This is a genomic window from Vibrio parahaemolyticus, from assembly GCF_900460535.1.
GTDB classification, from domain to species: Bacteria; Pseudomonadota; Gammaproteobacteria; order Enterobacterales; family Vibrionaceae; genus Vibrio; species Vibrio parahaemolyticus.
In genome coordinates this window covers 2,912,172-2,936,269 of the sequence record NZ_UHIL01000001.1, presented here as the reverse complement: position 1 = coordinate 2,936,269, position 24,098 = coordinate 2,912,172, and the positions used below count along the sequence as shown (strand labels likewise).

Annotated in this window: 24 protein-coding genes and 1 other RNA gene; 13 read left to right on the top strand and 12 right to left on the bottom strand. The window is 45.2% G+C overall.

Annotated elements, in window-relative coordinates; all coding sequences use genetic code 11:
- Positions 1-26: 26 nt before the first annotated feature.
- Positions 27-920 (bottom strand): LysR family transcriptional regulator, encoded by an 894-nt coding sequence (locus DYB02_RS14960; RefSeq protein WP_029806136.1) that lies wholly within the window; start codon positions 918-920, stop codon positions 27-29.
- Positions 921-1,056: 136 nt separating this feature from the next.
- Here DYB02_RS14960 and DYB02_RS14955 point away from each other — a divergent pair, with 136 nt between their 5' ends.
- The 5 genes from DYB02_RS14955 to mscS all read left to right on the top strand — a co-directional run bounded on the left by DYB02_RS14955 (position 1,057) and on the right by mscS (position 8,045).
- Entirely contained in the window at positions 1,057-3,015 is a 1,959-nt protein-coding gene (locus tag DYB02_RS14955) for a ligand-gated channel protein (protein WP_029806135.1), read from the top strand.
- A gap of 130 nt (positions 3,016-3,145) precedes the next feature.
- A complete protein-coding gene (epd, locus tag DYB02_RS14950) occupies positions 3,146-4,183 on the top strand; it encodes an erythrose-4-phosphate dehydrogenase (RefSeq protein WP_005461726.1) in 1,038 nt (345 codons plus the stop codon).
- A 153-nt stretch (positions 4,184-4,336) separates the two neighbouring features.
- Positions 4,337-5,497, top strand: coding sequence for a phosphoglycerate kinase (locus DYB02_RS14945; protein ID WP_005482432.1), 1,161 nt, complete (start codon positions 4,337-4,339; stop codon positions 5,495-5,497).
- A 154-nt stretch (positions 5,498-5,651) separates the two neighbouring features.
- Complete coding sequence (gene fbaA / locus DYB02_RS14940) at positions 5,652-6,728, top strand: class II fructose-bisphosphate aldolase (protein ID WP_005482445.1); 1,077 nt, start codon at positions 5,652-5,654, stop codon at positions 6,726-6,728.
- Positions 6,729-7,178: 450 nt separating this feature from the next.
- Entirely contained in the window at positions 7,179-8,045 is an 867-nt protein-coding gene (gene mscS / locus DYB02_RS14935) for a small-conductance mechanosensitive channel MscS (protein WP_005482477.1), read from the top strand.
- A gap of 47 nt (positions 8,046-8,092) precedes the next feature.
- Here the strand turns inward: mscS and DYB02_RS14930 are convergent, their stop codons facing one another.
- On the bottom strand, positions 8,093-8,575 hold the full coding sequence (locus tag DYB02_RS14930; RefSeq protein ID WP_005493893.1) for a YbaK/EbsC family protein: 483 nt from the start codon (positions 8,573-8,575) through the stop codon (positions 8,093-8,095).
- Between the two features lie 24 nt (positions 8,576-8,599).
- Positions 8,600-9,229 carry a LysE/ArgO family amino acid transporter gene (locus DYB02_RS14925; RefSeq protein ID WP_025623201.1) on the bottom strand — a complete coding sequence of 210 codons (630 nt, stop codon included), beginning with the start codon at positions 9,227-9,229 and terminating at the stop codon, positions 8,600-8,602.
- Positions 9,230-9,368: 139 nt separating this feature from the next.
- Here DYB02_RS14925 and DYB02_RS14920 point away from each other — a divergent pair, with 139 nt between their 5' ends.
- On the top strand, positions 9,369-10,265 hold the full coding sequence (locus DYB02_RS14920; protein ID WP_005482449.1) for a LysR family transcriptional regulator ArgP: 897 nt from the start codon (positions 9,369-9,371) through the stop codon (positions 10,263-10,265).
- 223 nt (positions 10,266-10,488) lie between these two features.
- On the top strand, positions 10,489-11,181 hold the full coding sequence (locus DYB02_RS14915; RefSeq protein WP_023585651.1) for an oxidative stress defense protein: 693 nt from the start codon (positions 10,489-10,491) through the stop codon (positions 11,179-11,181).
- A gap of 64 nt (positions 11,182-11,245) precedes the next feature.
- On the opposite strand, the gene serA is transcribed toward DYB02_RS14915, so the two are convergent.
- From serA to DYB02_RS14890, 5 genes are all read right to left on the bottom strand, one after another.
- On the bottom strand, positions 11,246-12,478 hold the full coding sequence (gene serA / locus DYB02_RS14910) for a phosphoglycerate dehydrogenase (RefSeq protein WP_005482463.1): 1,233 nt from the start codon (positions 12,476-12,478) through the stop codon (positions 11,246-11,248).
- Between the two features lie 274 nt (positions 12,479-12,752).
- Positions 12,753-13,409 (bottom strand): ribose-5-phosphate isomerase RpiA, encoded by a 657-nt coding sequence (rpiA, locus tag DYB02_RS14905; protein WP_005493901.1) that lies wholly within the window; start codon positions 13,407-13,409, stop codon positions 12,753-12,755.
- 59 nt (positions 13,410-13,468) lie between these two features.
- Positions 13,469-14,062 (bottom strand): 5-formyltetrahydrofolate cyclo-ligase, encoded by a 594-nt coding sequence (locus DYB02_RS14900; protein ID WP_023585650.1) that lies wholly within the window; start codon positions 14,060-14,062, stop codon positions 13,469-13,471.
- Between the two features lie 4 nt (positions 14,063-14,066).
- A non-coding RNA gene (gene ssrS / locus DYB02_RS14895) (6S RNA) lies at positions 14,067-14,251 on the bottom strand.
- 8 nt (positions 14,252-14,259) lie between these two features.
- A complete protein-coding gene (locus DYB02_RS14890) occupies positions 14,260-14,568 on the bottom strand; it encodes a cell division protein ZapA (protein ID WP_005484120.1) in 309 nt (102 codons plus the stop codon).
- Positions 14,569-14,817: 249 nt separating this feature from the next.
- Between DYB02_RS14890 and DYB02_RS14880 the strand changes: the two genes are divergently transcribed.
- The 3 genes from DYB02_RS14880 to DYB02_RS14870 are packed head-to-tail and all read left to right on the top strand — an operon-like array spanning position 14,818 to position 17,856.
- Entirely contained in the window at positions 14,818-15,396 is a 579-nt protein-coding gene (locus DYB02_RS14880; RefSeq protein ID WP_005457285.1) for a YecA/YgfB family protein, read from the top strand.
- 23 nt (positions 15,397-15,419) lie between these two features.
- A complete protein-coding gene (gene ubiH, locus DYB02_RS14875) occupies positions 15,420-16,598 on the top strand; it encodes a 2-octaprenyl-6-methoxyphenyl hydroxylase (protein ID WP_025606734.1) in 1,179 nt (392 codons plus the stop codon).
- A gap of 49 nt (positions 16,599-16,647) precedes the next feature.
- Positions 16,648-17,856: an FAD-dependent 2-octaprenylphenol hydroxylase gene (locus DYB02_RS14870; protein WP_029804540.1), complete on the top strand. Its 1,209-nt coding sequence runs from the start codon at positions 16,648-16,650 to the stop codon at positions 17,854-17,856.
- A gap of 82 nt (positions 17,857-17,938) precedes the next feature.
- Here the strand turns inward: DYB02_RS14870 and DYB02_RS14865 are convergent, their stop codons facing one another.
- The 3 genes from DYB02_RS14865 to ygfZ all read right to left on the bottom strand — a co-directional run bounded on the left by DYB02_RS14865 (position 17,939) and on the right by ygfZ (position 20,226).
- Positions 17,939-18,145, bottom strand: coding sequence for a DUF1107 domain-containing protein (locus tag DYB02_RS14865; RefSeq protein WP_005380970.1), 207 nt, complete (start codon positions 18,143-18,145; stop codon positions 17,939-17,941).
- 646 nt (positions 18,146-18,791) lie between these two features.
- Positions 18,792-19,265: an aminoacyl-tRNA deacylase gene (locus DYB02_RS14860; RefSeq protein WP_005481229.1), complete on the bottom strand. Its 474-nt coding sequence runs from the start codon at positions 19,263-19,265 to the stop codon at positions 18,792-18,794.
- Positions 19,258-20,226 carry a tRNA-modifying protein YgfZ gene (gene ygfZ / locus DYB02_RS14855; protein WP_029804538.1) on the bottom strand — a complete coding sequence of 323 codons (969 nt, stop codon included), beginning with the start codon at positions 20,224-20,226 and terminating at the stop codon, positions 19,258-19,260. The genes DYB02_RS14860 and ygfZ overlap by 8 nt, the downstream gene beginning before the upstream one ends.
- Positions 20,227-20,630: 404 nt before the next feature.
- On the opposite strand from ygfZ, the gene DYB02_RS14850 reads away from it, so the two are divergent.
- Together DYB02_RS14850 and DYB02_RS26120 are read left to right on the top strand one after the other, a co-directional pair.
- On the top strand, positions 20,631-20,891 hold the full coding sequence (locus tag DYB02_RS14850; RefSeq protein ID WP_005458651.1) for an FAD assembly factor SdhE: 261 nt from the start codon (positions 20,631-20,633) through the stop codon (positions 20,889-20,891).
- A complete protein-coding gene (locus DYB02_RS26120; protein WP_077345657.1) occupies positions 20,851-21,285 on the top strand; it encodes a protein YgfX in 435 nt (144 codons plus the stop codon). Before DYB02_RS14850 ends, DYB02_RS26120 begins: the two co-directional genes overlap by 41 nt.
- 18 nt (positions 21,286-21,303) lie before the next feature.
- On the opposite strand, the gene nadB is transcribed toward DYB02_RS26120, so the two are convergent.
- Positions 21,304-22,926, bottom strand: coding sequence for an L-aspartate oxidase (gene nadB, locus DYB02_RS14840; protein ID WP_025612414.1), 1,623 nt, complete (start codon positions 22,924-22,926; stop codon positions 21,304-21,306).
- A gap of 573 nt (positions 22,927-23,499) precedes the next feature.
- On the opposite strand from nadB, the gene rpoE reads away from it, so the two are divergent.
- Positions 23,500-24,078: an RNA polymerase sigma factor RpoE gene (gene rpoE, locus DYB02_RS14830; RefSeq protein ID WP_005493913.1), complete on the top strand. Its 579-nt coding sequence runs from the start codon at positions 23,500-23,502 to the stop codon at positions 24,076-24,078.
- Positions 24,079-24,098 lie beyond the last annotated feature (20 nt).

The following is a 24,098-nucleotide window of genomic DNA, read 5'->3' as shown; positions in this document are numbered from 1 at the left end:
TCATGTTGATGGCCTTTTTATTTGTCTCAATATTTCCAATCTAGCGGAATACTTTGGTGAATATCTTCAAGCAGTACGGATAAGCGAAGAGGATGACGCCCTGCTGGTGTATAACAGTTGATCGTTATTGGCTCTGAAAGCCAGCCTTCAAGGCATGGGGTGATACGGCCGGGGTGATGTTTCTCATACCCTTGTGCAGTCCAAGTTGGCAAGAGACCAATGCCGTGTCCGTTGGCGATACTATCGATCTGCATAGCAATGTTGTCGCTATAGAGTCGGCTGACAAATGGCTCTAGAAAAAACTCCCCTTGTTCTGGGTGCGAGAGTAGCAAACCATTCTCTTGTATCGACCCAAAATCTATCCACGGATGTTTGTTTAGTTCTCTCGGGTGGTGGATGGGGCCATGTTTTCCGATGTAGTTTGGCGACGCGAATGGGGTGTAACGAAATACGCCAAGCGTTTCTTTGCGCCAATCCAGCCCTTTGTGTTCACCTAGCCAGATAAACAAATCTGGATCGTGGTGTGTATCGGAAAAATCACTGGTGAGCTGGACTCTGACGTCAGGGTTCTCCGCCAGAAATTCATTGAGCACATCGCCTAACCAACTGCGAACTAACGCTGCGTGGCAAACGATATGTAGAGAGCCTGATACTTGATTATTTAAGCCTTGAAGCGCCTCATAACTTTCCTCGCTGAGCTCTAGGATCTGGCGGCTGTAGTCGGCAAAAATCTCCCCTGCGCGTGTCAGAATCAAGCGGTTGCCTTGTCGAGTTGTTAGCGCTTGGCCAAAGTCGGCTTCTAATTGTGCTAAGCGGCGGCTCACGGTGGATTTCGGCTGATTCAATGCTTTGGCGGCTGCGGTCAAACTTTTGTGTTGGTTAAGCGCATCAAAAGCACGAATTGATGCTAAGTCGTGCATATCTTACTCCTTACTGCGTTATGTACGGATTCCATATATGGGAAGAACCGTTCCATAACTCTCACTATGCATCTCATTCTATTTATGAATAATTCCACTTCGAAAATAATAATCATTATCAATTATGGAGATGTAGATGTCCACTCTTAGACTGCCAGTGCTAACTGCAACTGGTGTTTTAGCCTTCGTCAGTGTCCCTCATGTATTTGCTAACGACTCAGTTTCTAAAATGGAAACCGTCGTGGTGACAGCGTCAAGTTATGAGCAATCCCAAGCGGATGCGCCTGCAAGTATTAGTGTTATCTCGCGAGAAGAATTGGACTCGCGCTACTACCGCGACGTGACTGATGCACTGAAAAGTGTGCCGGGTGTTGTTGTGACTGGTGGTGGTGATACAACCGATATCAGCATTCGTGGTATGGGCTCTAAGTACACGTTAATTCTTGTGGATGGTAAGCGCCAAAGTACTCGCGAAACTCGCCCAAATAGCGATGGCCCTGGTATTGAACAAGGTTGGTTGCCACCACTTCAAGCCATTGAGCGAATCGAAGTGATCCGTGGCCCGATGTCGACACTATATGGTTCCGATGCGATTGGTGGTGTGATTAACGTGATCACCCGTAAAGATGCGCTTGAGTGGACAGGTAATGTGCAGCTGGGGACGGTTATCCAAGAAAACAGCCGTTCTGGTGGTGAACAGAGTGCGAACTTCTTTGTAAATGGCCCTCTTGCAGAAAACTTGTTGCTACAGGTTTATGGTCAATACACCGCAAGGGAAGAAGATGACATTGATTATGGTTATGAAGACAAAGATATGCAGAGCATCTCTTCAAAACTGATCTATCAAATCAATGACCGTCACTCTGTGCAGTTAGAGGGTGGTACATCGGCACAAAGTCGTCGCGGTAATGTTGGTCTTTCTGTACCTACGACGGGCTGTCGTAGAGGCTGTGAAGATTCATTGAATGAATACCGTCGCAACTACGTTACGCTTAGTCACACCGCGGAGTGGGAGTTATTGGGTAACTCTGATACCTACTTGCAGCGCGAGGAGAGTGAAAACAAATCTCGCGAAATGACTATTGTAAATACCACGTTTAAATCCAGTCTAGTTAAAGGGCTGGGCGCGCATACACTGACAACTGGTGTCGATGCGACGCATGCCGAGTTGGAAGATTTTACGTCCAACAAAGCATCATCTAAAACGAAAGCATCAAATACACAATGGGCTGTGTTCATCGAAGATGAATGGAAGATCGCAGAACCTTTTAGTCTGACATTAGGTGGTCGTTTGGATCACGATGAAAACTACGGCGCGCATTTTAGTCCGCGAGTGTATGGTGTGTGGCGTGTTGATCCTGCTTGGACGGTCAAAGGCGGTGTGGCGACAGGCTTCCGCTCTCCTCAGTTACGTGAAATTACCCCAGGTTGGGCGCAAGTCAGTGGTGGCGGCAATATTTATGGTAACCCAGATTTGGATCCGGAAACTTCACTGAACAAAGAAATCAGTGTGCTTTACCAAGGTGATTCTGGTCTTGATGTGACGTTAACCGCCTTCCACAATGAGTTTAAAGATAAGATCACTCGCGTGGTGTGCCCAGATACAATTTGTACGGATGGCCCAAACCAATGGGGGGCAGATCCTACTTACCGCATTAATGTGGATGAAGCTGTTACTCAGGGTGTAGAAGCAACGTTGGCGAAACCACTAACCGAGACTATCTACTTAAGCTCAAGCTATACCTTTACCGACTCGGAGCAAAAAACGGGTGAATACAAAGGCATGCCACTTCAGCAACTTCCAAAGCACCTGTTTAATGTTGATGTCACTTGGCAAACAACAGACAACCTAGAGAGCTGGACGAAAGTGACCTACCGAGGAAAAGAAATGGATCCCGTCACTGGCCCATCACGCAACAGCATCGTTGAACCTGCTTATACGTTTGTAGATGCCGGCGTAACGTATCAGTTGACGGATAACACCAAGATCAAAGGTGCGATTTACAACCTGTTCGATGAAGACATCAACTACAAAGAATATGGGTACGTCGAAGATGGACGTCGTTACTGGTTAGGGTTAGACGTAGCATTCTAATCTCTTTCAAAGAAGGCTGGGCTATGTCCCAGCCTTTTTAAATCATGCTTTACTATGATTCATTAGGTGCGTTTTTCAGCCTTATCAGGTACTATCTGTGCCACGAAATTTTTGGTGGGACGAAGGATAAATGCTAAAAGTTGCGATCAATGGATTTGGACGTATAGGTCGTAATGTTCTGCGAGCTGTCTATGAAAGCGGCAAACATCAGCAGATTAAAGTGGTAGCGGTTAATGAGCTTGCTCAACCAGAGGCAATGGCTCACCTTCTACAATATGACACCAGTCATGGCCGTTTCGGTAAGAAAATCTCCCACGATCAAGAACATTTGAATGTTCACCATGAAAGCGGTGAATATGATGCCATCCGAATTCTTCATCTCTCTGAAATTGAACTGCTTCCGTGGCGCGACCTTGAAGTCGATATCGTTTTAGATTGTACCGGCGTTTATGGTTCAAAGGCGGATGGTCTTGCCCATATCGAAGCCGGAGCGAAGAAAGTGCTCTTCTCTCACCCAGGAGCGAACGATCTCGATAACACCATTATTTACGGTGTGAACCACGAAACTCTCAAAGATGAACACCGCGTGGTGTCCAATGGTTCATGTACCACCAACTGTATTGTTCCCATCATCAAAGTATTGGATGAAGCATTTGGGATTGAGTCAGGTACCATTACCACAATCCACTCATCCATGAACGACCAACAAGTTATTGATGCCTACCATAATGACTTACGTCGTACTCGAGCTGCGAGCCAATCTATCATTCCTGTTGACACCAAGTTGCATAAAGGAATTGAAAGAATCTTCCCGAAATTTTCCAACAAATTCGAAGCCATTTCCGTTCGAGTTCCGACAGTTAACGTCACTGCAATGGATTTAAGTGTCACAATTAATACAAATGTGAAAGTTAATGACGTAAATCAAACCATTGTTAACGCATCTCAGTGTACATTACGTAACATTGTTGACTATACTGAATCGCCACTCGTTTCCATCGACTTTAACCACGATCCCCATAGCGCGATAGTGGATGGAACTCAGACAAGAGTGAGTAACGGGCAATTAGTAAAAATGCTCGTTTGGTGCGATAACGAATGGGGCTTTGCTAACCGGATGCTGGATACCGCTTTAGCAATGAAAGCTTCTTCACAAGTGGAGCTTTAAAGGTGAAGAAGTGATGGAGAGAATTTTTATTTCAAGCCTTGAAATAAATCTGACGTATCTCCATATCTATAACCAGTTTGAAGAATTAACAGGCTTGGCAGGGTTGCCGAGTTTTCAAAAACTTTAATTATTAAATATTTGAGAGGACACATCATGTCTGTAATCAAGATGACTGACCTGGATCTTGCAGGTAAACGTGTATTCATCCGTGCTGACCTAAACGTGCCAGTAAAAGACGGTAAAGTAACTTCTGATGCACGTATCATCGCATCTCTTCCAACTATTAAGCACTGCCTAGAAGCTGGCGCTAAAGTAATGGTTACTTCTCACCTAGGTCGTCCAACTGAAGGTGAATACGCTGAAGAGTTCTCTCTACAACCAGTTGTTAACTACCTAAACGACGCACTAGATTGCGAAGTTAAACTTGCTAAAGATTACCTAGATGGCCTAGAGCTAAACGCTGGTGAGCTTGTTGTTCTAGAAAACGTTCGCTTCAACAAAGGCGAGAAGAAAAACGAAGAAGAGCTATCTAAGAAATACGCAGCACTATGTGACGTATTCGTAATGGATGCATTCGGTACGGCTCACCGTGCTCAAGCGTCAACTCACGGCGTTGGTATGCACGCTCCTGTAGCTTGTGCTGGTCCTCTACTAGCAAACGAACTAGAAGCTCTAGGCAAAGCAATGGACAAGCCTGCTCGTCCAATGGTTGCTATCGTAGGTGGTTCAAAAGTTTCTACTAAGCTAACTGTTCTTGAATCTCTATCTAAAATCGCTGACCAACTTGTTGTTGGTGGTGGTATTGCTAACACATTCATCGCTGCTGCTGGTCACAACGTTGGTAAATCTCTATACGAAGCTGACCTAGTAGACACTGCTAAGAAACTAATGGACGAGTGTGCAATTCCAGTGGCAACTGACGTTGCATGTGCGAAAGCATTCGACGAGAACGCAGAAGCAGAAATCAAACACGTTTCTGAAGTACAAGACGACGACATGATCTTCGACCTTGGTCCAGAATCAACAGCTGCTCTAGCTGAAATCCTTAAAAACGCGAAAACTATCCTATGGAACGGTCCTGTAGGTGTATTCGAATTCAAGAACTTCGAAGCAGGTACTAAAGGTATCTCTGAAGCTATCGCAGCTTCTGAAGGTTTCTCTGTTGCAGGTGGTGGTGACACGCTAGCAGCTATCGACAAGTTCGGTATCAAAGCTGACGTATCTTACATCTCTACTGGCGGCGGCGCTTTCCTTGAGTTCGTAGAAGGTAAAGTTCTTCCAGCAGTAGAAATGCTAGAAGCACGCGCTAAGTAATTAAAGCAAAGCGGGGGAGTTACTCTCCCGCTTTCTTGTTTGCTGCAACGTGAGAGGAACTCTGCTAGAATAGCCTCAGTTGTGAGCAAACGTTTGCAAGATTTTCAACTTAACAAGTTTTGTTTAAAAACGACAGATAAATAGGATTACATCCATGTCTAAGATCTTCGACTTCGTAAAACCAGGTGTTATCTCTGGCGATGACGTTCAGAAAGTATTTGAAGTTGCAAAAGAAAACCACTTTGCACTTCCAGCAGTAAACTGTGTTGGTACTGACTCTGTAAACGCAGTACTTGAAGCAGCTGCAAAAGTTAAAGCTCCAGTTATCGTTCAGTTCTCTAACGGTGGCGCTGCTTTCTTTGCTGGTAAAGGTCTAAAACTTGAAGGTCAAGAAGCTCAAATCCTAGGTGCTGTTGCTGGTGCGAAATACGTTCACGCTGTAGCTGAAGCTTACGGTGTTCCAGTAATCCTACACACTGACCACGCTGCTAAGAAACTTCTACCATGGATCGACGGTCTACTAGACGCTGGTGAAGAGTACTTCGCGCAAACTGGTAAACCTCTATTCTCTTCTCACATGATCGACCTTTCTGAAGAGTCTCTAGAAGAGAACATCGAAATTTCTGCTAAGTACCTAGAGCGCATGGCTAAAATGAACATGACTCTAGAAATCGAACTTGGTTGTACTGGTGGTGAAGAAGACGGCGTTGACAACTCTGATATGGACGCGTCTGAGCTATACACTTCTCCAGAAGACGTTGCATACGCATACGAGAAACTAAACGCTATCAGCCACCGTTTCACTATCGCAGCATCTTTCGGTAACGTACACGGCGTTTACAAGCCAGGTAACGTTGTTCTAACTCCAACTATCCTACGTGATTCTCAAGCGTACGTTTCTGAGAAATTCGGTCTTCCAGCGAACTCTCTAAACTTCGTATTCCACGGTGGTTCTGGTTCTTCTCTAGAAGAAATCCGTGAATCTATCGGCTACGGTGTTATCAAAATGAACATCGATACTGATACACAGTGGGCAACTTGGGATGGTATCCGTCAGTACGAAGCTGAAAACCACGATTACCTACAAGGTCAAATCGGTAACCCAACTGGCGAAGACGCGCCAAACAAGAAGTACTACGATCCACGCGTATGGCTACGTGCTGGTCAAGCTTCAATGGTTACTCGTCTTGAGCAAGCATTTGCTGACCTTAACGCAATCGACGTACTATAATTCGTCTGAATTGAGTTATCTAAAAACCCGCTCTTTGAGCGGGTTTTTTTGTGTCTGTCATTTGGCTTTCTTCAACGTTAAATAGATTTATACCCATGCTGAATAGAAGAATGGATGGGGGCATGTAAGCACGTATCAATAATGCGCCAATAATCATTAGGTTGTTTTTTAGCCGCTTCGCATGAATCTAGGTAATAGAAGTGGCGAAATGTTAAAGCATTGCGTACTCTGTAACAGGTCGATATCAGAAAATTCTGATAAAGCCTTGTTTTGCATATCTTTGCGAAACTCTGACTTTGCAAAATGTCAAAGTTGGGATATCGTGCCAAAAATCTGACACTGTTCAGTTGGGCAATAGGGATATTGTTGTAGATAAGGGCCTATAAAAAACAAGGCTCATAAGTTAACGGCAATTAGATTTATATATCTTTATTTTTGAGGATAAGAATTATGGCAGGTGAATCGATGGGTATCGATACCACTCTAACAGATGGGCTGACTCAAGCTGAGACTTGGCTTACAAACAACTCAGACCTACTTATTCAGTACGGTGTGAACATTATTTCAGCGCTGATTATCCTATTTATCGGTAATATTATCGTTAAAGCAGTCGCTGGCAGTGTTTCCAAAGTACTTGAAAAGAAAAACATGGATAAGGCGGTCGTAGAATTTATTCACGGTCTTGTTCGTTACCTACTATTCGTTATCGTACTTATCGCAGCTCTGGGCCGCTTAGGTGTTCAAACGGCATCGGTTGTTGCTGTAATCGGTGCGGCAGGTCTTGCTGTTGGTCTTGCTCTACAAGGTTCTCTATCAAACTTTGCGGCAGGCGTACTGATTGTTGCATTCCGTCCATTTAAATCTGGCGACTATGTAGAGATTGGCGGCGTAGCGGGTAGTGTTGAAGCGATTCAAATCTTCCAAACAGTTCTAAAAACACCAGACAACAAAATGGTTGTTGTACCTAACTCGTCTGTTATTGGTGGTGCAATCACGAACTACTCTCGCCATGCAACGCGACGCGTAGATTTGGTTATCGGTGTTTCATACAAAGCCGATCTTAAGCTAACGAAGAAAGTGATTCGCGAAACGCTAGAAAAAGATCCTCGTATCTTGAAAGATCCTGATATGACTATCGGTGTTCTAACACTAGCTGATTCTTCAGTTAACTTCGTAGTGCGCCCTTGGGTTAAAACTGCGGATTACTGGGGTGTGTACTTCGATTCAATGCAAGGCATTAAAGAAGCATTGGACGAGAACGGTATCGAAATTCCATTCCCACAAATGGATGTTCATTTGAACCGTGTCGAATCTTAATTCGAACGATAGATAATCTAAAAAGCGAGGCACTAGCCTCGCTTTTTTTATATTTCAAACAGAGGGTTATTACCTATCTGTAAGAGTGGTTTTAAATGAATACCTGCAATACCGAAGGTGCGCTCTGGTAGCCCTGGTGTATAAAGCAACTCTTCGTGATGATAGAGCTTAGTATCCACCACGATCGCAACCTCTGGTGGTAAACCTATCGGGCAAACAGCACCGGGTAGGCAGCCAAGTAATTCCTGCATGAGTTCATCACTACCAATAGAAGGTCGCTTGCCTAATATTGCTTTAATCGTGTTGGCATCAAGGCGAGAGTCTTTATCAGTAATGAACACGGCATACCCGCCACCTTTGAGTGTTAAAAATAAGCTTTTGCTATGTGTGCCTTGCCAGCCGAGTTCTTTCGCGACTTTAAGGTCGGTGTCGAAGTCGAGAATGGCTTCATGTCGCCATTCTCGAAATGGAATCGAGAGCGAATGCAATCGCTCTTTGTTGATGCGATAGATGTTTTCCAGTGACTCCATGTCATTTATACCCTTTGGTTTGGATTACCAGTATTTAGTGATGAGCTCGCTCGCGAGTACATAAGCAATGGTGAACATCATCAGTGCAACGGCGATATCGATGCCTTTTTTTACGTTCGGTTTAGATAGCGTAGGCCCGAGTTTTGCGGCGCCCATCGACAAGGTATAGAACCAAACAAATGACGCCATAATAGTGCCTAACGCGAAAGCGATTCGATCATGGCCTTCAAATTGTCCACCGATTGAGCCTAAGATAACAACGGTATCTAAGTACAAATGTGGGTTGAGCACGGTGACAGCTAATGCGCCTAAAATGACCGTTCGGCGTCCACGAGCTACGACTTCCCCTTTTGATTCCGATTCATTCTCTGGCTTGAATGCGCTTTTAAGCGAAAGTAGTCCATAGAAGCTCAGGAAGGCAATACCACCAAGCGTCACCGATGTCAGTAGGATTTCATTTTGAGACAGAATAGCTCCACCACCAAAGATACCTAGAGAAATGAAGATCATATCTAAGACGCTACAAATAGTGGCTGTCGTCAGGTGGTGATTGCGCTTTATGCCTTGATTCAAGACATACGCATTTTGTGCTCCGATCGGAATGATCATCGATGCCCCTAAACCAAATCCTTGCAATAAAACCCAAAAGCTCACGATACACCTCAAATAATTAAGAAAACGACAGAGACGAGAAAGATAATGGCTTTGGTAAAATAAGTATAATTAATGATTTTAATATATTATTAGAGTTACTTATTTGGTGGTTTGGTGTTGGGTTTTTGGGAGAAAGTGAATGCGAGGGTTGGATTACAAATGGATAGAAGCCTTGGATGCCGTTGTTTATCAAGGCAGTTTTGAACGAGCTGCTGAGCATCTGTTTGTCTCACAATCTGCCATTTCGCAGCGTATTAAACAGCTCGAAAAATTCTTGGCGCAACCTGTGTTAATTCGAGAGCAGCCACCCAAGCCAACTCCCATTGGGAAAAAACTATTGGGGCTTTACCGCCGAGTTCGGTTGCTAGAGCACGAAATTTTACCTGAGATAAAAAACGATACTACAACGCGCCCAGTACAACTGTCTTTGGCTACTAACGCCGACAGTTTGGCAACGTGGTTACTGCCTGCTTTGCAAGATGTCATGAAAACTCGTCAAGTAGAGTTGAAGCTGACGATTTACGGTGAATCACGTTCAATAGAAAAACTGAAAAGTGGTGAGGTCGCAGGGGCGATCAGTTTAGAGTCTCAAGCAATACCAAATTGTCGCGCCGATTACTTAGGACGAATTGATTACGTTTGTGTGGCTAACCCTGAGTTTTATCAGCGTTACTTTTCTGAAGGTGTAAACAATCAGACCTTAGCAAAGGCGCCAGCGGTTTCCTACGATCAGTATGATGACTTACATAAAAAGTTTCTCACGGAGCATTTCAATGTGCGTCCTGATAGCGTGATTCATCACAACATCAGCAGCTCAGAGGCTTTTCTCAAAATGGCGTTAGCTGGAGTGGCATATTGTTTGATCCCTCGTCTGCAAATTACTGATGAGCTAGAGCAAGGCTCGTTAATTGATATTACGCCTGGCTTCCTGATGTCTTATCGTATTTATTGGCATCATTGGCAGCTGGAAACTGGCGTATTGCAGGAGATTTCACAAGCGATTGTCAATTATGCACAGCGTCATTTACCACAGTAGTGATTGAATAGACGACCATTTCTGACGAATATTAAATGACGAATGGTTGAAATTACACCAAAGTTACACAGTCAAAGTTGTGTTAGAAGTGAAGTTAGGAGCTTGGATAATCACCGGAAGTTTCTATTATGAAACCACTTACTCCTACAGCTCGGCGACTTAACAAAGTCGGTGATGCTGATTTGTGGAGACACTTCACTATTGATATGGATGGATTTGTCGAATGAAACTGTATTCGTGTTTGCTGGCTTCAGCTCTTAGTCTTAGCAGTGTTTCAGTCTTGGCTGATGTGCCTGAATTTGCTCACGTAACAACAACGGGTTACGGTGAGGTGGTCGCAACACCAGACATGGCGACCTTTTCTGTAAAAGTGGTGGATACCACCATGACAGCGGAACAAGCAAAACAATCCGTCGATAAAACAGTCGAAGATTTTCTCCAATATCTGTCTGATGCTGGTTTATCAAAGGACAATATCACCAGCTCAAACCTGTATCTTGCGCCTCAGTATCACTACCCTAAATCGGGCAAAGCGGAGTTGGTTGGATACAGAGCATCACGCAGCATCAATGTAACAGTGACAGATTTAGCCGATCTTAACCAGTATTTGGATATGGCGTTGAAAGCTGGCATTAATCAGGTCGACAACATCCAATTGAAAGTGAGCAATCAAGTGGAATACCAACAAAAAGCGCGCATGGCTGCGATCAAAGATGCGAGAGAAAAAGCGGCATCGCTTGCATCTGGCTTTGATAAAAAACTCGGCGGAATCTGGCAAATTAACTATAACCAAATGCATGTACAGCCTGTGTTGATGCGCTCAATGGCGATGGACAGCAAGCAAGGTTCGAACAGTTACCAAGACTCGACTCTTGTAATTCGTGACCAAGTGGATGTGGTTTACAAATTAAAATAATTTGTTTTGGTAACACAAAAAGAAAAGGCAGGGATAATCCCTGCCTTTGTTGTATGGATTCTTCTTAATGAAGAATACGAGCACGAATCGTGCCTTCAATGCTTTTCAGCTTAGTTAGTGCTTCTTCTGAACGCTCAGTTTCCACATCAATAACTACGTAGCCGATCTCAGCTTCAGTTTGTAGGTACTGCGCTGCGATGTTGATGCCTTCTTCTGCGAAGATTGTGTTAATTTGAGTCAGAATACCTGGGCGGTTTTTGTGAATGTGCAGTAAGCGAGAGCACTCACGACCGTGTTCAGGCAGAGATACTTCAGGGAAGTTAACGCTTGATAGTGTTGAACCATTATCTGAATATTTCGCCAGTTTACCCGCAACTTCCACGCCGATGTTTTCTTGTGCTTCTTGAGTAGAGCCGCCCACGTGTGGCGTTAGAATGACGTTATCGAATTTCTGTAGTGGAGATTCAAACGGGTCAGCGTTTGTTTTTGGTTCAACTGGGAATACGTCGATTGCTGCGCCAGCTAAGTGACCTGCTTCTAGGCTGTGGCAAAGCGCAGGAATATCAACAACGGTACCGCGAGCGGCGTTGATGAAGATTGCGCCAGGCTTCATGCGAGCAAATTCTTCTTCGCCCATCATATTCTTCGTTTCAGGTGTTTCTGGTACGTGCAGCGAAATAACATCACATTTGTTTAGCAGCTCGCTCATCGTGTGGATTTGCGTTGCGTTGCCAAGTGATAGTTTGTTTTCGATGTCGTAGTAGTACACGCGCATACCTAAGTTTTCAGCAATAATGCCCAGCTGAGTACCGATATGGCCGTAACCAATGATACCAAGACGTTTACCACGCGCTTCGTAAGAGTTGTCTGCGCTCTTCTTCCAAATACCACGGTGTGCTAAAGCGTTCTTTTCAGGAATCCCACGAAGGAGCAGAAGAATCTGACCAAGCACGAGTTCTGCTACACTTCGCGTGTTTGAAAACGGTGCATTGAATACAGGAATACCACGTTTTGCCGCCGCACCAAGATCGACTTGGTTAGTTCCGATACAAAAACAGCCAATCGCAACCAGTTTGTTTGCCGCATTGATCACTTCCTCGGATAGATTCGTTCGGGAGCGGATACCGATGAAGTGCGTATCTTTAACTGCTTCAATCAGTTCTTCCTCTGAAAGCGAACCTTTGTGATATTCAATGTTGGTGTAACCAGCTGCTTGAAGAACTTCAACTGAAGAAGGGTGAAGTCCCTCGAGTAAGAGGATCTTAATCTTTTCTTTTTCCAGTGAAACTTTGGCCATTTTTTCTCGTCCTTAAAATGGAAAGGTGGGCTAATGTGGCGCACATTGGGCAAAACCATTAAAAAGGGGATAATTAATAGTTTTGTAGGAGGACAAACGTTTCCTTGTGCGTCTTCTGTTCAATAAAGTAACAAAAAAAAATTGCTTTGGGTAAGAAAATTACGGAATAAGAGATAATTTTCTTAGAGAAAGGAATAAAAAACGGCGCCTTGCAGCACCGTCTGTAATGAAATAACAGAAAACTGAATCAGATAGACCGATTCATGGCTGTTATTTACTCTTCAATTTTTGCGCCTTCTGGCGTACCAGTGATCACAACATCAGCACCACGGTGAGCAAAAAGACCAACCGTTACCACACCCGCGATACCGTTGATTTTGTCTTCCATCTCTTTCGGGTTGGTGATTTGCATGTTGTGCACATCTAGGATGATGTTGCCGTTATCCGTTACAACACCTTCACGGTATGCAGGGTCGCCACCAAGTTTCACCAACTCACGAGCAACGTAAGAACGTGCCATTGGAATCACTTCCACAGGAAGAGGGAACTGGCCAAGCACGTCAACCGCTTTCGTGTCGTCAACGATACATACAAACTTTTCAGAGATTGCTGCAACGATTTTTTCACGAGTTAGCGCAGCACCGCCACCTTTGATCATTTCACGCGCAGGGTTGATTTCGTCTGCGCCATCAACATATACGTCTAGCTTAATTACGTCGTTGCACTCAAAAACTTCAATACCAAGCTCTTTTAGACGCTCTGTAGAAGCAACTGAGCTAGACACTGCACCTTTGATATCATCTTTGATAGTGCCTAGTGCATCGATGAAGTGATTCACGGTAGAGCCTGTGCCAACACCGACAATGCTGCCTTTCTCAACATATTTAAGTGCTGCCCAACCAGCCGCTTTTTTCATTTCATCTTGAGTCATGCCAATCTCCTGAATAGATGTTCGTTAACGTTTGCGGGCGTGATTATAGCGGCTAAGCGTTACTTTTCCCATTGCCATATTTGGCTTGGAGTCACGATCTTAGGTAATGGAATATCCCAGCTTTCAATTGGTAAGCGTTCTACATGCTGGCAATCGTGAGCAATGCCAATCGGTTTGGCACCTTCTCCTGTCTTGAACCAATGAGAAAGAGTGCGATCGTAGTAGCCTCCACCCATACCTAAGCGGTGCCCGATGCTGTCGAAGCCGACCAAAGGTGTGCAGATTACATCTAATTGTTTGACGGGAAGAAGGTGGCGAATATCGAGCTTTGGTTCGAGAATGCGGTACTTATTGTAGACCAGTTGATCTTCATTCACGTATTGAAGAAACAATAACTGGCCTTTTGAAAACGGATGGATGACGGGTAAATACACCGACTTTCCCTGTTGCCATAACCATTCAATCAGTGGCTTCGTATCGAGTTCACCATCGGCAGAGAGATAAATGGCAATGTTCTGCGCTTGTTGGATTTCTGGAAGTTGGGCGAATTGAGTAACTAGGTCTAGCCCCGCTTGAAACTGCGTATCGCTACACAAGGCGTTGCGTTTTTCACGGATCAATTTACGAAAGTCTTGTCGAGAAAGTTCTGACATAGAGGAATACCCCAGGGTGCCGTTGAGGATTGTGGCCCTTGAACCAGCTGGTTCAAGGCGGATCAGCAATGATAACCGTAGGCTTCTCGGTGCATGCCAAGCTTGCTCAATAGCTATCAAGTACTAACCCTTTGGTATTGCTTATCGGCTCAGGGACTTAAATCCGTCTGACGAACACCCCAGGGTAAATTTTGTATCTACGGCTGTCCTTGCGTAACTTTGCTTAGTGCGTTCTCTAAAGACGCGGTGAGCTTTTCCATGCGCTCAGTAATTTCTTGTTGTTGACCGTTTGATTCGTATGACTTGGTGTGCAACTCATAACAAATGTTTAATGCAGCAAACGTCAGCAGTTGAATTTCATTGGTTACCTTAGTACGTTCGCTCATCTCTTTCAATCGGCGATCAAGATCTTTTGCTGCTGCAACGAGAGACTCTTCTTGCCCTGCTGGACAATTTACTCGTGTAACTTTGCCTAGTATTTCTACGTCGATCGCTTGATTGCTCATGATGAATAAACTCTATATTCGCGCTATCTAAGGTGTTGCTACGTGCAACTACCGAGGAGGAAACTATAGGAAAACCGTTATTAAGATTCAAGCATTTCCCATCACAGAAAGAGAAATGATGACGTGATCACACAGGAATTGGGCAAATTGAACAAATGGTGTTCAAAATTGAATTTGATAGCCGTTTCAGACGACTAACCTTGATGGTAGGATATGTCGATACATTATTACGCAAGAATGAGCCAAGTTATGAGTGAAATCACCCTTCCAGAATATCAATCTATTGCTGCAGAGCTACAATCTGCAAGTTTAGCTGTGACACCTGCTGAGCTGCACGGTTTGCTTGTCGGCATGCTAAGTGGTGGATTGGCGATTAACGATCAAACCTGGCAACCAATTCTATTCGATTACACCAATGATGGCATGGGCTGGCCAACGACTGCGTTAGCTTTTGCACAGACGGTCTTCAAAGTGACGGCGAACGAGCTAACGGGTTCATCCATGGAGCTGTCACTACTTCTGCCGGATGAGTCGGGCGAAGAGGGTTTATTCGCGTTGGCAGATAGCTTGTCTGATTTTGTGAATCACTTTATCTCTGGTCTTGGTTTAGCAGGCATTGCGCTGAACAATGCATCGGATGATGCAAAAGAAGCGTTGGCTGACCTAGAAGAAATTGCCAAGTTAGGCATTGATGAAGATGATGACTTTGGTGAACAAGCACAATTGCTGGAACAAGTCATTGAACACGTGAAAGCTTGCGTACTTACCATTCATGCAGAGTTCGGAGCTCGCCCAGAAAGCAGCGAAAGCAAACCGACGATCCATTAATCGTAGATAGACCAGAGGTTAACATGAAGCAATATGACGTAGTAATTGCTGGTGGTGCCATGGCTGGGGCTACACTAGCTTTAGCGATTGAGCATTTGTCTCAAGGGGCTTTGCGTGTTGCCGTTGTTGAACCGTTTAAAGCGCAATCTGATCAGCATCCGGGCTTTGATTCGCGCTCGATTGCTTTGTCTTATGGTACGGTTAACCTGCTGCGTCACTTAGAGTTATGGTCTGCGATTGAACCTTTTACGACCCCGATTGAACACATCCATGTGTCCGATCGTTCTCATGCGGGAATGACGGACATCACTAAGTACGACGTTGGCGTTGAAGCGTTAGGTTATGTCGTAGAGTTAGCCGATGTTGGTCGTGTTTACCAAGAATTGCTGACTCACAGTACCGCTATCGATTTGTACTGCCCAAACTCCGCGAAGCACATTACCCGAACTCAAGAAAATGTGACGATTGAGCTTGCTAGTGGTGAGTTGCTTAATGCGAAATTACTTGTTGCCGCCGATGGTGCGGTTTCGCAATGTTGTCAGCAAATTGGTTTGGAGCTTTCTGAGCATGATTTCGACCAAGTTGCCGTAATTGCCAATATTGTGACTCAAGAGCCGCATCAAGGTCGCGCATTTGAGCGTTTTACTGAAAACGGCCCAGTTGCCCTGCTGCCAATGAGTGATAATCGAATGTCGCTCGTGTGGTGCTTACGCCCTGATGAAGCTCAAATTGTAATGGAATTGTCTGAAAGCGAATTTCTTGAACGGCTTCAGCAAGATTTTGGTTGGCGATTAGGTGCGATGCAAAAAGTGGGCCTCCGTGCGAGCTATCCGTTGTTGCTTCGTCACCGTAAGCAAAATATTTCACACCGTTTTGCGATAGTCGGTAACGCAGCACAAACGCTGCATCCCATTGCTGGGCAGGGCTTCAACTTGGGGATCCGAGACGTGGTCACTCTCGCTGAGGAACTGGTCAAGCAAGGTGAAGATGTTGGGCGTTACCAAGGCCTGATCCGCTTTAGTCAACGCCGAGAAGCAGACCGCAACGAAACCATTTGGCTAACAAGCTCGTTAGTCCATGTTTTTTCGAACGATTTACTCGCGATGCGAATTGGGCGAAATACAGCCTTAGCCGCGATGGATAACCTTTCTATTTTTAAGCAGCCGCTCTTGCGCCATACTCTTGGTTTAGTGAAACGATGATTGACTGCAACAAACTAGGTAACAACCAGTTATTAGGTAATAAATAGCAATGATGCAAAGTGTAGATATCGCCATCATCGGCGGAGGGATGGTTGGGTTGGCGCTTGCCGCCGCATTCAAAGACAGTGACCTGCGTATCGCCGTGATCGAAGGTAAAGTGCCAGATGAAACGTTGAATGAACTGCCTGATGTGCGAGTTTCTGCACTGAGCCGCTCAAGTGAAACCATTTTACGTAAGCTAGGAGCTTGGCAGGGTATTGAGCGACGCCGAGCTTCACCTTACTACGGTATGGAAGTGTGGGAGCAAGACAGCTTCGCAAAAATAGAGTTTGATGCACAAAGTATGGCGCAACCTGATTTGGGTCACATCGTTGAAAATCGCGTGATTCAGTTAGCGTTGTTGGAACAAGTGCAAAAGCTAGAGAACGTAACGTTATTCATGCCTGCGCGCTGTGCGACACTCGCGGTTGGTGAACAAGAGAGTTGGTTAACGCTCGATAACGGCCAAGCGATGACAGCGAAGTTGGTGGTGGGCGCAGATGGCGCGAATTCGTGGCTGCGTAACCAGATGGATATTCCTTTGACGCATTGGGACTACGGTCACCATGCGTTGGTTGCTAATGTGAAAACAGCGGATCCGCACCACAGCATCGCGCGTCAGATTTTTACACCTCATGGGCCTTTGGCATTTTTACCGATGTCTCAACCAAACATGTGTTCTATCGTTTGGTCGACAGAGCCAAACCGAGCGGAAGAATTGCTGGCCATGAGCGATGAAGTGTTCAACAAAACGCTAACCAGCGAATTCGATGCTCGTTTAGGCGTGTGTGAAGTGGTGGGAGAGCGGGCTGCGTTTCCGCTAAAAATGCGTTATGCCCGAGACTTTGTGGTTGAACGTGTTGCACTGGTTGGTGATGCGGCTCATACCATCCACCCTTTAGCTGGCCAAGGCGTGAACCTCGGCTTATTGGATGCAGCCAGTCTGGCGCAAGAAGTACTGACTCTTTGGAAACAAGGGCAAGACATTGGTAGTAAACGCAATCTGCGTGGCTATGAGCGTTGGCGTAAGGCTGAAGCGGCGAAGATGATTGCGGCGATGCAAGGTTTCCGTGATTTATTCTCTGGTGGCCATCCAGCGAAAAAACTGGTTCGCGGTATTGGCTTGAGTTTAGCGGGACAATTACCGGGTGCTAAAGATGAGATCATGAAGCGTGCACTGGGTTTGAAGGGGCACCTACCAGAACTGGCTCGTCAATAGCTCTGAGTTACATTACCTGAAAATACAAAAGGCTGGATAATCCAGCCTTTGTTTTACTTATCTTTTTGACATCGATGAAGTGCTAAGCGTATGCGCATCGGAGTTTCATTATTTCTTGGTTAATCTCTTTTACCGCTCGAAAATGACGTTGTTCCGCTTTTTCCGGTAGTATCAATTTACCGTTATCAAACTCGAATCTTCCGACCCCGTAAATATAGATTCTTCCCTTAAAAAGACGACTTATATGTTTAGCAATCATACTTGGTGTATAGCGCTTAAACAGTCTCATATTTACTTTCCTTTTCTCTTACTTAGCCCAGTTATTCTACGTTTTGGACGTAAAAATTATTGTGACAGCAATAGTATTAAGTACAGGTGAAATGTATCGCTTTGGAGAATTGTGCTGCCTTAGACAAATTGACAGACTGATATCTCAAATAGCGTGAGGATTACCCCAAAAAATTACACTGGAAGGAACCCAAATGTTTCTGTTCTCCTTCATACGTGGTGCATTAAGCAATAGTTTTGTTACAGAAATAAGAATAGAAGGAAAATGATTGTTTGCTAATTGTTTCCTTTTCAAACCTACACCTTCTATCTAAGTGTTATAGCTTGCTTACACAAGATTAGATGAGACTGCTTGAAAAAAGTTCCAAGCAAAAAAAGCCCGCTTGAGCGGGCGAATAGTCACAGATGCATTACACAAAAGTGGATAGCTGACATCACGAGCGTGGTCATGCCTGTCAGCCGATTCACTTTATGTTGGTTAAGTGCTTGTTGAAAACTTAACCAACAGAATCAGCATATACGAGTTTTATAATGGTGACTATTTATGTTTTAATTTTGATTAAAAATTCTGCGGCGTGTTTTTATAGATATGAGGGAGATCACGCAGTGATGAGAACACTGCGCTTTATTGCATTATGAATTGGATGTTAACGACAGATTTCGGCCACGGTGGGTTGGCACAACTGAACCAAATCGTCGATGGATAACGCCAGCCCTGCCATGCGGTCCCCACTGCTGATGGTGACTTCACGTTCTTCCAATAAGCTTGGGTCAAACACAATCGGCATCTGTCGTTTGAGTAATAACGGCGTCACAGTGCCAATTTTATAACCAGTGATGGCTTCTACATCGGCCTGATCGACACAAGTCATGCGGCGACATTGCAGTAAAGCTCGTACCTTTTTTGGATCCACACTGCGATCACCAGGGGCGCAGGCGAGGGCGTATTGATTGCCCATGTCTCGCAGCAATATCGCTTTGACCATTTGAGAAGGGCGAATGCCGCGTTGTTGCGCGGCATCCTCAATTGTTGTAGCTGGTCTTTGATGCGGAAGCAGACGAAACGTGATGTTTTGGTCGGCAAGAAACTGCATCAAAGGAGTATGAATGGCATTATTCATCATCAAGGCTGTAAGGCAATTCTGCGATGGCCCATTCACAATCAGGCTGAGACGTCAAACGAAGGCGAGTGTCGTCATCCAGATTATTTGGTAACACGATCAAACCCATAGCTTGGTTATCACTGAATTGATAGTGAGCCAGTAACGTGCCGACTGAGCGCCAGTTGTCGCCTACGCTGCGTTCTAGTTCAATCGCATCATCGTTTAACGCGGTCGACGTTACGCCTTTCACGATGTACATAGCGCGCTTGTTTGTGCCGCGGTATTTCGCTCGAGCTACGGTTTCTTGGCCTGTGTAACAGCCTTTAGTGAAGCTAATGCCACCTAGGGCTTGAATGTTCAAGGCTTGTGGAATGTGCTCGTTTTGCGCTGTGGCAGAAACGAATGGCAGTGCAGATTCAATGTCGAACCGAGTCCAAAGCTCGCGTGTTGTCAGCGTAGCATCGCTGTTTTCGATCAGTGCTTGCGCCGCTTCTTCTGTCACAACAAGTAACCAACGGTTCGCCTCTACTTTTACCGCAGTGCCGCCATTGATGATGCGTACATCACCGGCATCTTCATTTAAAGCAGACACAAACGCATCGGCGTTGACACCTGCAACGCCAAGAATCACATCGTTAGATTCTTCAATCGTGACTTTGGAAAATACGGCGTATTTTTTTATTTCTTTCAGTTCGATTTCAATCGCAGATTTCGGCTGGATCATGCCGTAGCCATCACCATGATGGAACAAGCGGAATACACTCCACACTTTACCTTTCGCGTCGCAGTGCGCACCGAGTGTTGATTGGTCTTTTTCTAGAGAAACCACATCACAGGTAACTTGACCATGCAGGTACGATTTTTTGTCATCGCCTACCATGGTGATCATGCCTAGATGATCGAGTCGTGAGATAGACAGTTCTGGTAGAGCATCTTGAGTCGATAGGTTGAGCGGTGAAAAGCGAGTTTGCCATTCCATGATTACAATGCCTTTTGAAGATATTTTTCAGCTATGTTAAATGCAGATTCACCATTTGTCAGCTTTCAATATGCCCAAGTCACCTTAAGGTGTTCGGTTTAGCGAGAACCGCTCAGTTTTCAGATGTAGCGGTAATTTGGAAATCTAATCAACCTTGAGTAAGAAACGTCAACAACGTATGCCAATCAAGGATAGGTGACGTTTTCTATCGTGATTTCATGGCAGAATAATTAGGAAAGAGCTCGCTGTTTCTAAACGTGAGGTTCAGTGGTGTTGAATCAGTGACCAGCTTTGAATCTGACACCTTGAAGTTACTTAACGTATTGTGACCCGCACACTAGTGACGTAGCACATCCCTTGTTACACTCCGCATTAATAACAAGACATCTATGAAGGAATAATGAATGTACACTCCTGAAGAAAAGGCGCGTATTAAATGGGCTTGTCGTCGTGGCATGCTTGAGCTGGATGTGGTGATTATGCCGTTTTTTGAAGAGTGCTTTGATGCGCTGAACGAACAAGAACAGCGTGACTTTGTTTCTCTGCTTGAATGTGATGATCCAGATCTGTTCACTTGGGTGATGGGACATGGTCGTAGCGAGAACCTAGGCCACGCAGCAATGGTTGATAAAATTGTTGCCCACAACCTCAGCAAAGTTCGTTAATCTTAACGTATCTTCCTCAATTACGGCTCAAGTCAGCAATCTGACCGTTTTCTTAAGCTTGACTTGGGCCGTGTCTCTTTCCGACATTCCGCTCGTATTATCGATTTATTTGTTATTACTGATTGCTAGCAAGCTACGTGATCCAGGCTTTGTCCTTTTGTCGAGTCAAGGGCATTGGTATGTGCACAGCGACGGCACGGTAAAAAATGAAACGAGTAATTCGCATATCAAACACGTCAGCCTGACGACGCTGCCTTTTAAACTCTCCTTTACGCTAGAGTCGGGTGAAATGGTGACGATTTGGCGAGACAGTTGTGATGAACGGTGCTATCGGCAACTTTCCTTGATTTTGCGTCAATGGAAAATGAAACAGGGAGCCAAAGCTCCCTGTTGATAAGCGTTAGATTCGATATTATTTATCGGTTAACTGTTTTGCTGGTACCAGAATTGTCGGGCCGCTGTTTTCCAGTTGATTTGGGTAATCAAGCGTGTAGTGCAGGCCTCGGCTCTCTTTACGCTGCATCGCACAGCGAACCATAAGCTCTGCAACTTGCAGTAGATTACGCAGTTCCAACAAGTTATTAGATACGCGGAAGTTACTGTAGTACTCATGCGTTTCTTGTTGTAGCAGTTGAATGCGGCGCAATGCACGCTCTAAGCGCTTATCGGTACGCACAATGCCCATGTAGTCCCACATGAACAGGCGAAGTTCGTGCCAGTTGTGTTGAATAATAACTTCTTCATCGCTGTTGGTGACTTGGCTTTCATCCCAACATGGAACACGTGAAGGCAGCTCAATGCTGGTGTGATGTTTCAGAATATCTTTTGCAGCAGACCACGCATAAACCACACATTCCAACAGTGAGTTCGATGCCATACGGTTAGCACCATGCAAGCCGGTGTAGCTCACTTCGCCAATCGCGTATAGATTTTTCAAATCCGTATGACCGTTTTGATCCACCATCACGCCGCCACAGGTATAGTGCGCAGCTGGTACGATTGGAATAGGCTCTTTGGTCATATCAATGCCCAAGTCCATCAAGCGCGAGTAAATGGTGGGGAAGTGCTTGGTGATAAAGTCCGCTGGTTTATGACTGATGTCGAGATACATGCAGTCTGCACCCAAGCGTTTCATTTCGAAGTCGATGGCACGAGCGACAACATCGCGGGGGGCGAGTTCTTTACGCTCATCAAAATCTGGCATAAAGCGAGTGCCGTCTGGGCGACGAAGGTAAGCGCCTTCACCACGAAGGGCCTCGGTCAGCAAGAAGTTGCGAGCTTCAGGGTGGTAAAGGCAAGTTGGGTGGAACTGGTTGAACTCTAAGTTCGCCACTCGACAGCCAGCTCGCCACGCGATAGCAATACCATCACCCGATGAGACATCAGGGTTAGAGGTGTATTGATAAACCTTTGACGCGCCACCTGTCGCTAGAACCACAAATTTGGCGCGCACGGTTTCTACGTGCTCTTCGTTTCGGTTCCAGATATAGGCACCGATGACTTTGTTTTTATCACCACCGATTTTATCTTCAGTGATCAAGTCCAGAGCGTTGTGGCGTTCAAGAACATGAATATTGGGATGGTTGTGGGCGTTGTCCTGCAATGAGGTTTGCATTGCCATACCGGTTGCGTCTGCGGCGTGCAGAATACGGCGGCGGCTGTGGCCACCTTCGCGGGTTAGGTGGTAACGAGGTTCATCGTCAGAATCATCGTCTTCACGGTCAAACGGTACACCGCCGTCAATCAGCCATTGCACACATTCTTTTGAGTGTTCTGCAATGAATCTCACGGTCTCTTCGTCGCAGATACCATCCCCGGCAATTTGGGTATCTTCAACGTGCGACTCAATGGTGTCGGATTCATCGAACACAGCGGCGATACCGCCTTGAGCGTAGTAAGTTGCCCCTTCGCTGCGCGGTCCTTTGCTGAGTACCATTACTTTACAGTGGTTTGCGACACGTAAAGCCAACGACAAGCCCGCAGCGCCACTCCCTACCACTAACACATCACATTCATGTTCACGATTTGTGTTCATATAACTTTTATAATCCCAAGCTAAGGTAACAACGTTACCTTGTGTATTATTTGCACACCATGTGCATTCCATATGCGTGACATCCGTCACTAAGGGCTAAGTTGGGAGACTTATCTAAATCACAGTTACTCTGGTGACTTGAGCCACTCTTCTTTTTGCATGCTTAGGTCATTGAGGCCTAATGACACACGGTTGTTTTCTGAGTTTTGGTTGAAAACGCGTTATTCAGACAGCCAATAGCCATGCAAATGAAAAGTAATAGTTTGTCAATCTCATTGCTTTTCTAGTTTCTACCCAGCACAATCTGGGACAGAGATCATCCATTATACCCATTTCCCTTTAATATGCTCGCTTGTCAAATTAGACATAAGTCAGGCAGTGCATGGGATTTGGCGCATGACATCACACTGTGAAAAAACAATGACAAAAAACTTGAGAAACCATGGAACTTTCTCATTCACATTGGAGTCACAATAGTGCTCAAGTAAGCAGTGGTGTCAATACTACGTTTTGCATAATTAGTACCCATATCTGAGAAGAGTAGGGGCATAACAAATAGGAGTATCCGCTCGAATGAACGAGCAGCTGACCGATCAAGTATTGATTGAGCGAGTTCAGAATGGTGATAAGCAAGCATTCAACCTGCTGGTAACAAAGTATCAGAACAAGGTGTGTAATCTTATTTCCAGATACGTTAGTAATCCTGGCGATGTACCAGATGTAGCACAAGAAGCCTTTATCAAAGCTTACCGAGCTATCCCTAGCTTTCGCGGGGAAAGTGCGTTTTATACGTGGCTGTATCGCATTGCAGTGAATACTGCGAAAAATCACATTGTGGCTCAAGGGCGCAGACCCCCAGCGACAGATGTTGATGCTGAAGAAGCTGAATTTTACGAAACAGGTAGTGCACTTAAAGAAATTTCGAACCCTGAGAACTTAACGTTGTCCAAAGAATTGCAACGGGTAGTGTTCAGTGCAATCGAAGCTTTACCTGAAGATTTAAAGACAGCAATGACATTGCGAGAGCTCGATGGCTTAAGTTATGAAGAAATTGCTGAAGTAATGGATTGCCCGGTAGGAACGGTACGTTCACGTATCTTCCGTGCTCGTGAAGCGGTGGAAAAGAAAATCAGACCTCTTTTACAGCGCTAGTACAAGTAATAACTATGGTG

Excerpts from the sequence above, each read along its gene's own strand:
- DYB02_RS14945 (WP_005482432.1), top strand. The coding sequence starts at position 4,337 with ATGTCTGTAATCAAGATGACTGACCTGGATCTTGCAGGTAAACGTGTA.
- mscS (WP_005482477.1), top strand. The coding sequence starts at position 7,179 with ATGGCAGGTGAATCGATGGGTATCGATACCACTCTAACAGATGGGCTG.
- DYB02_RS14850 (WP_005458651.1), top strand. The coding sequence starts at position 20,631 with ATGTACACTCCTGAAGAAAAGGCGCGTATTAAATGGGCTTGTCGTCGT.
- DYB02_RS14955 (WP_029806135.1), top strand. The coding sequence starts at position 1,057 with ATGTCCACTCTTAGACTGCCAGTGCTAACTGCAACTGGTGTTTTAGCC.
- ygfZ (WP_029804538.1), bottom strand. The coding sequence starts at position 20,226 with ATGGAATGGCAAACTCGCTTTTCACCGCTCAACCTATCGACTCAAGAT.
- epd (WP_005461726.1), top strand. The coding sequence starts at position 3,146 with ATGCTAAAAGTTGCGATCAATGGATTTGGACGTATAGGTCGTAATGTT.
- fbaA (WP_005482445.1), top strand. The coding sequence starts at position 5,652 with ATGTCTAAGATCTTCGACTTCGTAAAACCAGGTGTTATCTCTGGCGAT.
- DYB02_RS14870 (WP_029804540.1), top strand. The coding sequence starts at position 16,648 with ATGATGCAAAGTGTAGATATCGCCATCATCGGCGGAGGGATGGTTGGG.
- rpoE (WP_005493913.1), top strand. The coding sequence starts at position 23,500 with ATGAACGAGCAGCTGACCGATCAAGTATTGATTGAGCGAGTTCAGAAT.
- DYB02_RS14865 (WP_005380970.1), bottom strand. The coding sequence starts at position 18,145 with ATGAGACTGTTTAAGCGCTATACACCAAGTATGATTGCTAAACATATA.
- DYB02_RS14915 (WP_023585651.1), top strand. The coding sequence starts at position 10,489 with ATGAAACTGTATTCGTGTTTGCTGGCTTCAGCTCTTAGTCTTAGCAGT.
- DYB02_RS14900 (WP_023585650.1), bottom strand. The coding sequence starts at position 14,062 with ATGTCAGAACTTTCTCGACAAGACTTTCGTAAATTGATCCGTGAAAAA.
- DYB02_RS14860 (WP_005481229.1), bottom strand. The coding sequence starts at position 19,265 with ATGAATAATGCCATTCATACTCCTTTGATGCAGTTTCTTGCCGACCAA.
- ubiH (WP_025606734.1), top strand. The coding sequence starts at position 15,420 with ATGAAGCAATATGACGTAGTAATTGCTGGTGGTGCCATGGCTGGGGCT.
- serA (WP_005482463.1), bottom strand. The coding sequence starts at position 12,478 with ATGGCCAAAGTTTCACTGGAAAAAGAAAAGATTAAGATCCTCTTACTC.
- rpiA (WP_005493901.1), bottom strand. The coding sequence starts at position 13,409 with ATGACTCAAGATGAAATGAAAAAAGCGGCTGGTTGGGCAGCACTTAAA.
- DYB02_RS14960 (WP_029806136.1), bottom strand. The coding sequence starts at position 920 with ATGCACGACTTAGCATCAATTCGTGCTTTTGATGCGCTTAACCAACAC.
- nadB (WP_025612414.1), bottom strand. The coding sequence starts at position 22,926 with ATGAACACAAATCGTGAACATGAATGTGATGTGTTAGTGGTAGGGAGT.
- DYB02_RS14930 (WP_005493893.1), bottom strand. The coding sequence starts at position 8,575 with ATGGAGTCACTGGAAAACATCTATCGCATCAACAAAGAGCGATTGCAT.
- DYB02_RS14890 (WP_005484120.1), bottom strand. The coding sequence starts at position 14,568 with ATGAGCAATCAAGCGATCGACGTAGAAATACTAGGCAAAGTTACACGA.
- DYB02_RS14920 (WP_005482449.1), top strand. The coding sequence starts at position 9,369 with ATGCGAGGGTTGGATTACAAATGGATAGAAGCCTTGGATGCCGTTGTT.
- DYB02_RS14880 (WP_005457285.1), top strand. The coding sequence starts at position 14,818 with ATGAGTGAAATCACCCTTCCAGAATATCAATCTATTGCTGCAGAGCTA.